This is a genomic window from Gilvimarinus chinensis DSM 19667 (assembly GCF_000377745.1).
Classification (GTDB): Bacteria; Pseudomonadota; Gammaproteobacteria; order Pseudomonadales; family Cellvibrionaceae; genus Gilvimarinus; species Gilvimarinus chinensis.
The window spans coordinates 468,987-482,322 of the sequence record NZ_KB898706.1 but is presented as its reverse complement, the minus strand read 5'-3'; the positions used below and the strand labels follow the sequence as shown (position 1 = coordinate 482,322).

13 protein-coding genes and 1 other RNA gene are annotated in these 13,336 nt (G+C 50.9%); 8 read left to right on the top strand and 6 right to left on the bottom strand.

The window, feature by feature from the left end; genetic code table 11:
* Nucleotides 1–147 precede the first annotated feature (147 nt).
* An RNA gene (rnpB, locus tag D568_RS21005) (RNase P RNA component class A) lies at nt 148–494 on the bottom strand.
* A gap of 51 nt (nt 495–545) precedes the next feature.
* The gene (gene rsmI, locus D568_RS0102160) at nt 546–1,397 is read right to left on the bottom strand and encodes a 16S rRNA (cytidine(1402)-2'-O)-methyltransferase (RefSeq protein WP_026286805.1); all 852 of its coding nucleotides are present in this window, start codon (nt 1,395–1,397) and stop codon (nt 546–548) included.
* Between the two features lie 67 nt (nt 1,398–1,464).
* Here rsmI and D568_RS18945 point away from each other — a divergent pair, with 67 nt between their 5' ends.
* The 7 genes from D568_RS18945 to D568_RS0102125 all read left to right on the top strand — a co-directional run bounded on the left by D568_RS18945 (nt 1,465) and on the right by D568_RS0102125 (nt 8,914).
* Nucleotides 1,465–3,396 carry a penicillin-binding protein activator gene (locus tag D568_RS18945; protein ID WP_020207920.1) on the top strand — a complete coding sequence of 644 codons (1,932 nt, stop codon included), beginning with the start codon at nt 1,465–1,467 and terminating at the stop codon, nt 3,394–3,396.
* A 3-nt stretch (nt 3,397–3,399) separates the two neighbouring features.
* The gene (locus D568_RS0102150; RefSeq protein WP_020207919.1) at nt 3,400–3,783 is read left to right on the top strand and encodes a YraN family protein; all 384 of its coding nucleotides are present in this window, start codon (nt 3,400–3,402) and stop codon (nt 3,781–3,783) included.
* Between the two features lie 13 nt (nt 3,784–3,796).
* Nucleotides 3,797–4,384, top strand: a complete 588-nt coding sequence (locus D568_RS0102145; RefSeq protein WP_020207918.1) for an SIS domain-containing protein — start codon at nt 3,797–3,799, stop codon at nt 4,382–4,384.
* Nucleotides 4,384–4,962, top strand: coding sequence for a BON domain-containing protein (locus D568_RS0102140; RefSeq protein WP_020207917.1), 579 nt, complete (start codon nt 4,384–4,386; stop codon nt 4,960–4,962). Before D568_RS0102145 ends, D568_RS0102140 begins: the two co-directional genes overlap by 1 nt.
* Nucleotides 4,963–5,002: 40 nt before the next feature.
* Nucleotides 5,003–5,599: a LemA family protein gene (locus D568_RS0102135; RefSeq protein WP_020207916.1), complete on the top strand. Its 597-nt coding sequence runs from the start codon at nt 5,003–5,005 to the stop codon at nt 5,597–5,599.
* A 21-nt stretch (nt 5,600–5,620) separates the two neighbouring features.
* A complete protein-coding gene (locus D568_RS0102130) occupies nt 5,621–7,561 on the top strand; it encodes a M48 family metallopeptidase (RefSeq protein ID WP_020207915.1) in 1,941 nt (646 codons plus the stop codon).
* A gap of 72 nt (nt 7,562–7,633) precedes the next feature.
* Nucleotides 7,634–8,914 (top strand): aspartate aminotransferase type Ic, encoded by a 1,281-nt coding sequence (locus D568_RS0102125; RefSeq protein ID WP_020207914.1) that lies wholly within the window; start codon nt 7,634–7,636, stop codon nt 8,912–8,914.
* A 118-nt stretch (nt 8,915–9,032) separates the two neighbouring features.
* Here the strand turns inward: D568_RS0102125 and D568_RS0102120 are convergent, their stop codons facing one another.
* Together D568_RS0102120 and dinB are read right to left on the bottom strand one after the other, a co-directional pair.
* Nucleotides 9,033–9,458 (bottom strand): ExbD/TolR family protein, encoded by a 426-nt coding sequence (locus D568_RS0102120; protein WP_026286804.1) that lies wholly within the window; start codon nt 9,456–9,458, stop codon nt 9,033–9,035.
* Nucleotides 9,459–9,674: 216 nt separating this feature from the next.
* Nucleotides 9,675–10,739 (bottom strand): DNA polymerase IV, encoded by a 1,065-nt coding sequence (dinB, locus tag D568_RS0102115; protein WP_040515997.1) that lies wholly within the window; start codon nt 10,737–10,739, stop codon nt 9,675–9,677.
* A gap of 280 nt (nt 10,740–11,019) precedes the next feature.
* Here dinB and D568_RS0102110 point away from each other — a divergent pair, with 280 nt between their 5' ends.
* Entirely contained in the window at nt 11,020–11,793 is a 774-nt protein-coding gene (locus D568_RS0102110) for a hypothetical protein (protein WP_020207911.1), read from the top strand.
* A gap of 73 nt (nt 11,794–11,866) precedes the next feature.
* Here the strand turns inward: D568_RS0102110 and D568_RS0102105 are convergent, their stop codons facing one another.
* Both D568_RS0102105 and D568_RS0102100 read right to left on the bottom strand, forming a co-directional pair.
* Nucleotides 11,867–12,562, bottom strand: a complete 696-nt coding sequence (locus D568_RS0102105) for a hypothetical protein (protein WP_157497597.1) — start codon at nt 12,560–12,562, stop codon at nt 11,867–11,869.
* Nucleotides 12,563–12,581: 19 nt separating this feature from the next.
* On the bottom strand, nt 12,582–13,265 hold the full coding sequence (locus D568_RS0102100; RefSeq protein WP_020207909.1) for a flagellar brake domain-containing protein: 684 nt from the start codon (nt 13,263–13,265) through the stop codon (nt 12,582–12,584).
* Nucleotides 13,266–13,336 lie beyond the last annotated feature (71 nt).

Here is a 13,336-nt window from a genome sequence, read left to right as displayed (position 1 = left end):
AAGCGATCAATGCGAGGCACAGGAAAGCATTAAAACAATAAATTACAAAGAGATACGGCAAACTCTTAAGAAGTTACTTTAAGTAAGGGATTGTTTAGAGTTAACAAAAGAGGAGTGATAGACCATTGCGGAATATCATGAGGAAATAATCGGAGTCGGCCTGTAAGCCGGGTTCTGTCTGGGACAGTCATTCATCTGGGATGCGCGTCACCGCACACCTCAAGCAACCTACCCGAATCCAGTGCGGGCCACACCAATGGATTCCTATTTGGTCTTGCTCCGAGCGGGGTTTACCGTGCCACGAACTGTTACCAGTCGCGCGGTGCGCTCTTACCGCACCCTTTCACCCTTACCGGCGCTTACGCGCTTAGGCGGTCTACTCTCTGCTGCACTTTCCGTAAGCTCACACTTCCCAGGCGTTACCTGGCGCTCTGCCCTGCGGAGCCCGGACTTTCCTCCACCCCCAAAGGGATAGCGACTGCCGAGCCGACTCCGAGCGCAAAAGATAACCTGCCCAGATAGAAAGTCAAGTAAAAAGCTGTTACTCAACTTTTATCGGACTGGCGACCCAAAGCCCACTGATAGAGTTCGTTTTTGCGCAAGCCGGTTAATTTTGCACCAAGCTGCGCAGCCTGCTTCAAGGGTAACTCGGCCAACAAAACTTCCATTGTTCGTACAACTTCGTCGTCTAACGACTCGTCATTACCGCAAGCGGCGCGCACCAGCAACACTATTTCGCCCCGCTGCTGATTACTGTCGGCTTCTATCCAGCGCGCCAGCTCAGCAACAGGCGCGCCATGTATTGTCTCAAAGGCTTTACTCAGCTCACGCGCAAGCACCACTTCGCGTTCCGGGCCAAATGCCCTCACCATATCCTGCACACAATCCAGCACGCGATGTGGAGCCTCGTAAAAAATAAGCGTTCGAGTCTCAGCGGACAGAGACTGCAACTGCTTTAATCTGGCACCCGGCTTGGCCGGCAAAAAACCTTCAAAAACAAAACGATCCGACGGCAGCCCTGCAGCACTTAATGCCGCAACAAATGCACACGCCCCAGGCACCGGAACTACTTTCACGCCCTGCTCACGCACGCGACGAACCAGCCGGTACCCAGGGTCTGACACCAGTGGCGTACCCGCATCGGAAATGAGAGCCACATCATCACCGGCCTGTAAACGACTCAACAGCGCCTCAACGCGCTTGTCATCACTGTGATCATGGTAAGCAACGCAAGGGGTTTCAATAGAAAAATGTTGCAGTAAGCGAGCGCTATGCCGAGTATCTTCACAGGCAATCACATTTACCATCTGGAGCACAGTGACAGCACGCGGTACCATATCCGCCAAATTACCAATTGGGGTGGCGACCACGTAGAGGACTCCCGACTGATGTTGCATAAGTAACTCCGCAGCAAAAGCAGGCAGTTTACCACTACCCGGAACCCCCACCGACACGAGCTGGCTCATGGGCATTAGATTTTTTCGCACAACCTCAACCTTACTACTCGCATTACTTGCAGCCTGCAGTGGGCCTTCACTACAAACTCCAGGCCCCACAGAAAGCGAGCTGAGCGAGTCTGCACTAGAAACCCAAATACGCGCATTAGTGCAAAGTGCCCGCGAAGCACCTGCCAACCAACGGCCTGACTATATCCTGCAGGCATCAGAGTTATTACTAGCAGAAAGCGAACCCACATGGGCCCTTAACCTGCTTCAAAGCCTTGATTCCACCCGCCTCAACGATTCAATGTTTGTCCGCTATGTGCGTAATGCCAGCCAAGCGGCCTTGACAAGCGGCGACTATTTTGACGCCAGCGAGATTTTGTTTGACTCACGCTTAACCGCCCTTTGGCCGCAGTTGCCCCACGCCGACCAAAGGCTGATTTTGGAGCGCCGCGCCCAAACCGAATCCTTACTGGGCGATTACGAACAGAGCCTTAACACCCGCATACAGCTAGGGCAGTTGCTCAGCTCTGATCAACTACAACTTAACAACGAAGCCATTTGGCAGGATTTAATGAGCTTGCACAGCGAGGACCTGACGCACCTCGCCCAACAAAGCGATGACCGGGACTTACAAGGCTGGGCACAGCTAGCGCAAATTAGCCGTGACAATACCGCCAGCCTAAATCGACAACTGGAACGCGTGGAGCTTTGGCAGTTACGCTGGCCCTACCATCCAGCCAGTACAGAGCTACCCAGCGATTTACAATTGCTCAATCAACTCATCCAGCAACAACCCCGCAAAATCGCCCTATTGCTTCCACAGACCGGACGATTAGCCGGAGCCGCCACCGCTGTGCGCGATGGCTTTTTAGCCGCCTATCTAAGCCAGGACGCCAAAGGGTTGCGCCCCGAAATTATTCAATACGACACCCACGAAAAAGACATCAACCAGCTTTATGATCAAGCCGTGGCCGAAGGTGCTCAGATAATTGTTGGCCCACTCGATAAAGATAACGTTGAATTACTAAACACTCGCCAAACATTAACCGCGCCAGTATTGGCGCTAAATTACAGTGAGGCCGCTTCTACAGATTTCAGTAACCAAGCCCCCCCGACCACCCAACCGCGTTCAGAAGGTATAACACCACCGTCCAGCCAAACAGCCATCAATGCATTATTCTCGCCTCGGCTCTATCAGTTTGGCCTTGCTCCAGAAGACGAAGCGCAAGATATAGCCCGCTTTGCCCACCGCCAGGGCTACCGCCGAGCCATGATTATTGCTCCGGATATTGATTGGGCGAGCCGTAGCATTGATGCCTTCGCCGAGGAGTGGAGCTCTCTGGGGGGCAGCATAGTCACTGACACCCGCTATATTGGTGCCGGTGATTACTCCGACGTCATTAAACGCTCATTACTGATCGGCCAAAGCGAAGAGCGACACCGCCAACTGAGACAGATCATTTACACCAACAGTGAGTTCGAACCGCGACGACGCAAAGACATAGATGTCATATTTATGATTGCCAACCCCAGCCAGGCGCGCCAAATCAAACCCACGCTCGCCTTTCATTACGCCGGCGGACTACCGGTTTTGGCCACCAGTCAAATATTTGATGGCAACACCGACACAACCGATGATCGAGACTTAAATGGGGTTCGATTCAATACTCTACCGTGGTTTTTTTCTGACAGCCCCGAAGCACTTGCCATCCAGAAATATGCGGGGGGGCCTGCGGCTTATCAACGCCTTTATGCAATGGGCGTAGACGCCTACCATTTATACCCAAGACTTCCCCAGTTGCGCGAATTACCACAAACACGTCTGCTCGGCACCACCGGAACACTAACGCTGAACAACGCCGGCCAAATTGTCCGCGAGCCTATATGGGCTGAATTTAAAAATGGCGCCGCAAAACCCTTAAATGCTCGGACATCAGAACGGTCACACTGACCCATGGCTTTTTTTCGTAAACAAAAAAATAAGGCAACCCGCGGCGAGCTAGCCGAACAGCAGGCGAGGACTTTTTTACAACAGCAGGGTCTCCACTATGTCGCTGCCAATATAAAAGGCCCTGGCGGTGAAATCGATTTGATTATGCGCGAACAACAAACTCTCATTTTTGTCGAAGTGCGGTTGCGCAGCAATGTAAACTACTCCAGCGCCGCTGAAAGCGTAAACGCCAGCAAACAACACAAGCTAATTAAGACCGCCGCCTGGTATCTGCAACAGCAAAAGCTGACAGATGAAATACCCTGTCGCTTCGATGTGGTAGCATTGAGTACGCTCGACGGGTCGCAGCCACCGCTCTGGATCGTCGACGCATTCGGCACGGCCTAATAACAGGGTATTTATGGAACAGCGTGTAATCACTTTATTTCACGAAAGTATTGAAGCCAAAATGCAGGCCGGCGAACACCTGGCCCCCCTGATTGCTCACAGCAGCGAGCTGATAGTTGAGAGCTTACTGCACGAAAGGAAAATCCTAACCTGTGGCAACGGCGCAAGTGCCGCCATGGCCCAAACCTTTACTTCAATATTGATCAACCGGTTTGAACACGAGCGCCCCAGCCTGCCCGCACTGAATATTGGCGCAGACGCCATTACTCAATCTGCCATCGCTCAAGATCATACCCACAACGAAATTTACGCTAAACAAATTCGAGCACTCGGTAACCCCGGCGACATACTGATATTGCTCAGCGCCTCAGGCAGCCCTGGCAACTTACTCCAGGCCATCAGCGCCGCTCATGACCGCGACATTCCTGTCATTGCTCTGACCGGCAGAGACGGCCACAACATCGAATCATTGCTGGATAACCGGGACATCGAATTGCGCGCCCCCGACGCACCCTATGCGCGAATCCACGAGGTACACCTACTCACTCTATTTTGCTTATGCGATTTAATTGAACAACAATTATTCGGGAGTCATGAATAATGCATAAACTGTTGGCCTTTTGGTGCACCCTATTACTTACCAGCCTGTTATTCAGCGGCTGCACCAGCATTATTAGCGCCACCACTGACGAACCTATAACGATTGACCCCGGGAAGCGATCTCTGGGAGTGAAAATTGACGACCAACAAATTGAAACTATTGCTGCCGTCAACATTAACAAAGCTCACCCAATGCTAAACGATGCGCCCGTTAGTGTTCATAGCTTTAACGCCGTAGTCCTGCTGGTAGGCCAGGTGCCCACGAATGAGCTGCGTGAACTAGCCGGTAATACGGCTAGAAAGTTACCCAACGTTCGCCAGGTTCACAACGAATTGCAGGTCCAAGCCCCCATTTCATTACTGGCAGGCGCCAATGACAGCTGGCTGACCACTAAAATAAAATCCAAGTTACTGACTAACCGCGATATCGACAGCGGCCGCTTGCACATAGTCACGGAAAATAACAGCGTTTTTTTAATGGGCTTGGTCACTCATGCCGAGGCCGAAGCCATTACCGATGTGGCACGCCACACCGGTGGAGTGCAAAAAGTGGTAAGGGTTTTTGAGTACATCGATTAACCCTTAGCAATCGATCAACCCTCAAACACAGGGCAGACTTATGGACGTCTCAACCATTGTAATTTTAGTCGTTATAGCGGCGCTGGTGGTTTACGCCATCAGCATTTATAACCAGCTTGTGAGCTTAAAAAACCGCTTTAAAAACGCTTTTGCACAAATCGAAGTGCAGCTTAAACGACGTTATGATCTCATTCCCAACCTCGTAGAAACCGCTAAAGCCTACATAAAACACGAGCGCGAGACCTTAGAAGCGGTTACCGCTGCCCGCAACCAAGCGATGGCCGGACTGAAAGCCGCCGCAAACGCCCCAGGCGACGCTGCGGCCATGGGACAACTTGCCGGTGCCGAAGGTGCGTTATCGGGCGCTCTGGGAAGACTAAATATGGTAATGGAGGCTTATCCAGACCTGAAAGCGTCAACCAATATGCAGCAGGTGTCAGAAGAGCTAACCAGCACCGAAAATCGCATCGCCTTCGCCCGCCAAGCGTTTAACGACTCAGTGATGAGCTACAACACCTACAAGCAAAGCTTTCCTCAAGTCGTTCTCGCGAGTATGTTTGGGCATAAAGAAGACGCCAGCTTGTTGGAGTTTGAGGACAGTGAGCAAATTCAGGAAGCGCCCAAAGTCCAATTTTAACCAGCCTTCCTTCTAATAACTGTGGATTTCTTTCAACAACAAGATATCGCCAAGCGCAACACCCGTAAGCTGGTGTTGCTCTTGGCGCTTGCCGTTTTATCGCTGATTGCCGTTACCACGGCAATGTTCGCAACCCTTACTTATTATTTGCAAACCGGCAACAGTGCTTTTGCAATGGAAAGCGCAGGCATGACACTGTGGCAAAAACTGCAGCTACTGCTTAGCTGGCAAACCATTAGCGGTATTGCGCTGCTGGTTATGGTGGTGGTTTTTTTCGGCAGTCTGTACAAGTATTTTCAACTTGGGCGGGGCGGACGTACCGTAGCCGAAGCGTTAGGTGGACACCCCATTAACACCAACTCTCAAGACTTTCACGAACGCCAGCTGTTAAACATCGTCGAAGAAATGGCTATTGCCTCTGGCACCCCGGTGCCCCCTGTGTACGTGATGGAGGAGCCCGCCATCAATGCTTTTGCGGCAGGCCACACACCGCAAGATGCCGTTATCGGGGTTACACGCGGCTGCATGGAGCAGCTGAACAGAAGCGAATTACAAGGCGTTATTGCACACGAGTTTAGTCATATATTTCATGGGGACATGCGCTTAAACATGCGCCTAGTGGCCCTACTCAATGGCATATTGCTGCTGGGGCTTATCGGCAACTTCATGGTGCGCGGCAGCGCCTACCGCAGTATCGGGCGCTCCAGTAAAAACAACTCTCAGGGGGTGGTCATCGGTATCGGTATTGCCCTGATGATTATCGGCTACGCTGGAACTTTTTTTGGCAACATCATCAAAGCGGCTGTTAGTCGTCAGCGAGAATTTTTGGCAGACGCCTCTGCGGTGCAGTTTACCCGCGACAACACTGGTATTTCCGGCGCATTAAAAAAGATCGGTGCCACCCCTGCGGGCAGCCACCTGCAAGCTGAGCATTCAGCCGAGTTCAGTCATATGTATTTTGGCCAAGGTGTAAAAACAGCCTTCAGCGGTTTAATGGCAACCCACCCTCCGTTAAGCGAACGTATTAAGAGAATTGAACCCAACTGGGACGGCTCGTTTGAAACGATAGATACATCGACACGCGAAACACGAGCCGAAGACTCAGCCGACACAACTCAACACAATGCGCACAGCGACGCCATCGTAAAAGCCGCCATTCTGTCTAATGCTCTGAATCACATTGGCCAACCCAACACATCGCATTTAAGCGTCGCGCAAAAACTACTCCAGCAAATTCCACAGCAGCTGCTGCAAGCCACGCACGAATCCTATGGCGCGCGGGCCATTATTTTCGGCCTGCTACTCGAGCGCAACGGTTCGTCACAACAAACCCAATTAACACTCCTGCAATCTACTTACTCCGCCACAGAACTTGAACAACTGGAACCTATTGCCCACGCAGCAAGTCACCAACCCGATCATTTGCGCTTACCTTTAGTAGAACTTGCCATTCCAGCTCTAAAAGAGTTAAGCGCCTCGCAGCAAAGTACTTTCTTTAACGCTATCGACGTTTTGATTCAGGCGGACCGAAAAATCAGCTTTTCTGAATGGATTGTGCGGCGCTTAATTAGCCACCAACTATGCGACAAACCAAGCCGAACTCAGTCGCTGAACTTACGCCAGCTGCGCAACGAATGCGCGCTGCTGCTAACCCTTCTAGCCAAGGCCGGCTCCAGTGATACCGAGCAGCAAAACCTTGCCTTTAGCAGCGCCACGCGCGCGCTGCGCCTGGGCGAGTTACCACCCACCCCAAACAACAAAATTGCCATAGGCGAGCTGGACGCCGCCATCGCCAAATTACAGCAGGTTAAGCCCCTACAAAAACCCGCTCTACTCAAAGCCATGGGGTTATGTATAGAACACGACGGCATGGTCACGCCTCGAGAAGCAGAGTTGTATCGCACCATCGCGGCCTGTCTGGACTGCCCAGTACCGCCATTGGCCGCTATCAAGAACCCTTAAATCTTTGCGACGCAACCGCTATAATAGCGGCACCTGCGCCCTGCGCGCTCAACCAACTTTTGAGGTGACCCCTTGCGACTGGATCAAGCCACTCCCGAACAACTGCGTGAATGGGAAGCACAACTGAGCCAAGACTACGACGCCATTGTCAGCAAACAACTCAGCCTTGATGTAACCCGCGGCAAACCTTCTTCCGACCAACTGTCCTTATCCGACGATTTAGACGGAATTCTGAACGGTAATTACAAAACCGACAGTGGCGTAGATACCCGTAACTACGGCGGTATTGATGGTATTCCAGAAGCGAAACGCCTGGGCTCAGACCTTATGGGCGTACCCGAAGAAAATATTCTGGCGGGCGGCAACTCCAGCCTGACCCTGATGCACCAAACCATGCTCACCGCTTATGAATTTGGCCTCACCGGCAGCGAGAGTGCCTGGAGCAATATCACCTCACCTAAAGTGATTTGCCCGGTACCAGGCTATGACCGTCACTTTACCGTATGTGAACAGCTTGGCATTGAGATGATCACCGTGCCCATGACTGCAGAAGGCCCAGATATGGATGCCGTGGAGGAGCTGATCAAATCCGACAGCAGCATTCGCGGTATGTGGTGCGTACCCAAATACTCCAACCCAACAGGCGTAGTTTATAGCGATGCAACCGTAGAACGTATCGCTAAGCTAGGGCTGATTGCCCATGCCGACTTCCGGGTGTTTTGGGACAACGCCTACGCGGTGCACGATTTAATCGACAACCCGCCGCAACTGGCATCAGTTTTCGATTTGAGCGCTAAACACGGCACTGAAAACACCGTCATTCAGTTTGCGTCCACTTCAAAAATCACCCATGCCGGTGCCGGGGTAGCTTTCGCTGCCGCCAGTGCGGATAACTTAGCGGGTCTTAAAGCTTTTCTTGGAGCTTGCACCATCGGCCCTGACAAAGTTAATCAACTGAGGCACGCACGCTTTTTGCCAAGCCGCGACGCCCTAATGACGCACATGAAAAAACACGCAGAACTACTGCAACCCCGGTTTGATGCGGTGCTCAACGCCCTGAAAGACGCGTTTACTGACTCTGATCTGGGTAGCTGGGAAAGCCCAGTAGGTGGTTACTTTGTGTCTTTTGACACCCGCCCCGGCTGCGCTCAAGAAACCGTGCGCCTTGCCGCTGAAGCTGGAGTAAAGCTGACACCGGCCGGTGCCACCTTCCCCTATGGCGATGACCCGGAAGACCGCAATATCCGTATTGCCCCATCGGTACCATCCGTAGAGGAAGTGGTGGGAGCCATGGAAGTTTTTGTCACTTGCGTCAAGCTTGCATCGGTTCGTAAAGCCCTTGCAGACCAATAAGCCGCCATCTGCATGAGGAATTGAAGCCGCCAACAAGCGGCTTTAATTTGAAGCTAAAGTGACAGGCATAAAAAAACCACCCGAAGGTGGTTTTTTTATGCCTGCAGCAAACCGATATTTAATCTTCGGTTGGCACCAGAACAACATTAGGTGCTTTCGCCGCTCGGGCCGCATCGGCAACCGCAACGTACACTCCAGCGTCCGACTTCTCATGAGCCTGAATAATAACGGATGCCTTCGGCAGCTCAGCGCGCATTTGAGCAATATTTGATCGAACCGAGGCTTCATCGATGCGTCGCAGGCCGTTTTCACCAAACATCCAGATTTGGTTGTCCGCACTTATCTGCACCAGAATGTTCGGATCCGCATTGGGCGGTGGTGGCTCATCGTTTTCTTCCGGTACATTCACGTCAAGGCCAATTTCCTTAACAAAGGATGCCGTCACGATAAAGAAAATAAGCATGATAAAAACGACGTCCAGCATCGGCGTCAAATCGATATCATTACTTTCCTCAGAGTTACGGTTTTTCTTTCTACGACTCACCGTACACACTCCCATTATTATGCTAGTGGATGATGTTCAGGGCCTCTTAACACACTCAGACACCCATATTTCGGGAGCTCTGAAGGCAGGCTATACAGGTCCCTCATATTCGAAGCGCCAATACTACCAGCTTGTACCCACGCTGACTAACCCAATTCAGCACTTTTTTAAGGCAAATATACGTAAAGAGCAACTCCAGCTTTACCCATACTCGCCCTATTGGTCGAACAGCCCAATCTGATCCACGCCTCCAGAAGGGGGGGCAGGAAGCAGACGCACACCGACCCCCAACAAGCGGACCTTCTCCTGCCCGCGGGTTAAGGCTTCAGCAAGCAGAGGCCTCAGGGTGTCGGCATTCCATATCAGCCCTGGGCGCTCTACCGTGGTCTGGCTGAAATCGGCAAACTTAACCTTCACAAAGCCTTTTCCTATCACAGCGTTGTATTCTAATTTCTCCAAGCGTTGCTGTAAGCGTACACACAAGCCACTGAGCTGCTCATAACAAGCCTCTTTAGTGGCCAAATCCTCGGCGAAGGTTCTCTCCACACTGACCGACTTGCGATTTCGCTCTGCCGTAACCTCACGATCATCAACACCGCGACTGAACCAATACAACCGAACACCAAAGCGTCCAAATAAATGTTGCAACTCCTCGAGAGTGTAGCGGTATAAATCCCGACACTGCACCACCCCTAAATACTGCAATTGCTCACAAGTCACCCGCCCAACCCCGGGAATCACACGCACCGATAAATCCGCAGTAAAGCTCTTAACATCTGAACTAAGAACTTGAAACACACCATTAGGTTTACGCCAGTCACTCGCCACCTTGGCTAAGAACTTATTTCCCGCCACTCCGGCTGAAACTGTAATACTCAATTCCCTCTGCACATCAGTGCGAATTTGTTGCGCAATGGTCAGCGCCTCACTTTCCGTACCAGCCACTGCGGTCACATCAAGAAATGCCTCATCGACCGACAAAGGTTCTAGTACATCTGTATACCGACGAAATATATCCATCATTGCCGCTGATACCTGTCGATATAGATCAATGCGATGAGGCAACAGAATTAGTCCTGGGCATAATCGTAAAGCGCGCGCAGTGGCCATGGCTGAACGGATGCCAAATTTTCTGGCAGGGTAATTACAGGTAGAGATAACACCTCTTGAACTCGCACTGCCTCCAACCGCAATTGGCCTATGCATAAGCTCAGGTCGCTCTCGCATCTCTACTGCCGCAAAAAAACAATCAGCATCGACATGAATTATGTACCGGCCCATCAACCACCCGACTCACTGTATAAAAAACCAGTATAAAACAGCTGAAAACAAAATAAACAAGCCAACAAAAAAATTATTCACCCTTACGCCGAGATTTTTTACTGTCAACAAACATTAAATTCAAAAAAAAACATTAAAAGCGCGAATAAATTTTATATTTCAACGATTTTTAACTAAAAATGTCGTAAAATGGTTGAAATTCGCAGGTAAAGTCTTAAAGTTTTCACCTTCGAATCTAATTCGTTTACTTTCTTGTTCACAACAATAAAGGAAGCTCACCATGGCTGCTCGTAAAACTAAAGCTGTAAACACAGTTGATCAGTTGGAAAAACAGCTGGCTCAGCTGCAAGACCAACTGAGCAAAGCTCGCGCCGCAGAAGAACAATCTGCAGCAAAAGCTGTTGACGCTCAACAAAAAGCTGTAACCAAAGCAACTAAAGCTTTGCAAGCAGCCAAAACTAAATTGGCTACGGCCAAGAAAAAGAAAACCCCGGCTGCTGCCAAGCAAGTCGCCACTGCAAACGCAGCGGTTAAAAAAGCCCAGGGCGAAGTCTCTGGTGCTCGCGAAGGTTTGGCTACTGCCAAACAACAACTGGCAACGATCAAGTCGACCAATAAAGTCGCCAAGCAGCATGAAACCGCTATGGCAAAAGCCCAGCGCGAGCTAGCGAAAAAGCAAAAAGTCGCTGATCGCAAGGCTGCCGCCAAAGCCAAAGCTGCCGCTAAAAAAGCGGCCGCCAAGCAAAAAGCGGCTGAGAAGAAAGCCGCAGCTAAAGCTAAGCTCGCTGCCAAGAAAGCCGCAGCAAAAGCTAAAGCTGCCGCTAAAAAGGCGGCCGCCAAGCAAAAAGCGGCTGAGAAGAAAGCCGCAGCCAAGGCTCGTGCTGCTGCCAAAAAGGCCGCTGCGAAGCAAAAAGCTGCCGCCAAGAAGACTGGAGCCAAAAGCAAAGCTCGTAAGGCACCAACCGCTCAAAAAGCAAAGGCAACACCAGCCAAGCGCACTACCGCCGCTAAAAAAGCGCCGGCTAAGCGCGGCCGCAAGCCAAAAGCTAAGTAAGAAGCACCTTCAACAAAAAAGCCACCGCAGTAGGTGCGGTGGCTTTTTTGTATGTACATGCAAATACTAAGTGTTACTTGCCAGACTGCACTAAAGCCCTGGGATGGATCTCGATTGTCGCATCCTCAGGCGGCATGAAATCACAAAACGCTCGATATTCTAGCGTCTGACGATGGTAGTCCTGAGCATTAAAATCCATAATGAATCGCACTTTTTCTGTACCACCCTCATCCGAAGTGAGCAACTCTACCTCAGGCTGTTGATCAAACTGCCACTCCACTGCCCGCATGTTTTTTGTTTTCTCTGAGAGTAAGTTTTTGCATTTAGGCCAATAAGATGCCCTTTGCTGCTCCAGACGAAGCTTTTCTCGCTCAGCCTCAATTGCTTCCCGTTCAGCCTGAAGGCGAGCAAGCTCCTCCTCCCGCGCCTGCTCGCGCTCACGCTGACGTTGGCGCTGCTGCTCAAGCTCATTTTGATACTCGGCAAAACTGATACGACCTTGGGGACGAGTATCATCGAGAATTTCCAGAGAAAGACCATCGACTACCCATCGATAAGTTAAGTTATTCGAATCGCGGCAGGTGTAACTGAAAACGGGAGCTTTCAAATCGCTGGCGTCAATCTTAAGACCGCCTTTAACAAATTGATGACACTTCTCAGTCTGCGCCATTAACTGCGCACCATCATAAATTTGTGGCAAATAACGCAAATAGGTACGAGGTAAATGCAGCTGCTCAAGCTCTACGGCATGGCTAGACGAATAGATCACACTCAGCAGGGCACACAAACTATAAGGCGTTTTGAGGAGTCTGCTCGGCAGCGATATGGGAAAAAACATAAGCGTGTAACACCAATAGTGCGTCTTTGTTTTGTTCAGTAAACTCTACACCGTATACTGCGGCTAATGTTTGATGCTGCTCTTGAGTACTTCGCTCTATACGCGAACGGATAACGCTTTCTATCGCCAGTGGCCAAGTCTGCCCTTCCACTGTCACCTGTGATTTCAAAATAACTTTATCACCTATATTCGCGATTGGCTCTCGCAACTCAAGTCTGGCGCCATTGATACTGATATCGGCGATTCGCCCTGAGGTTTCAGGTTTATCCAATTGACTATCATTCACTACCGTAACATCTTGATTAACAACGACCCTAGTGGCACTGCGGATCCCCTTAAATGTCACTGAGTCCGGGTAGCTGACATACAGTAATGGCAATGGCTCAGTAGATTGGGCTTCGACACTCGCCGCAAACAAACCAATACCATTGGCAATCATTAATCTCACGGCCACTCGCTGTCCAGGGCGAAAGCGTGGTGTTTTGCCCCCTCCTCGCGGCATGGTAAAAATCAAGGTACGCCCCGCTACCGCCCCGACATAACGGCAAGAGTAACGCTCTGGCTGCCCAGCACTATTACTAACTTGCACCTGCAGCGTTGCACCATGCACCAAACGTAAAGCCTCAAACTCCATTACTACCGGACGCCCCTTAATTGAACTGGTGAAACCGACATTTCGGTTAAAGATGAGTAATTGAGTATCGC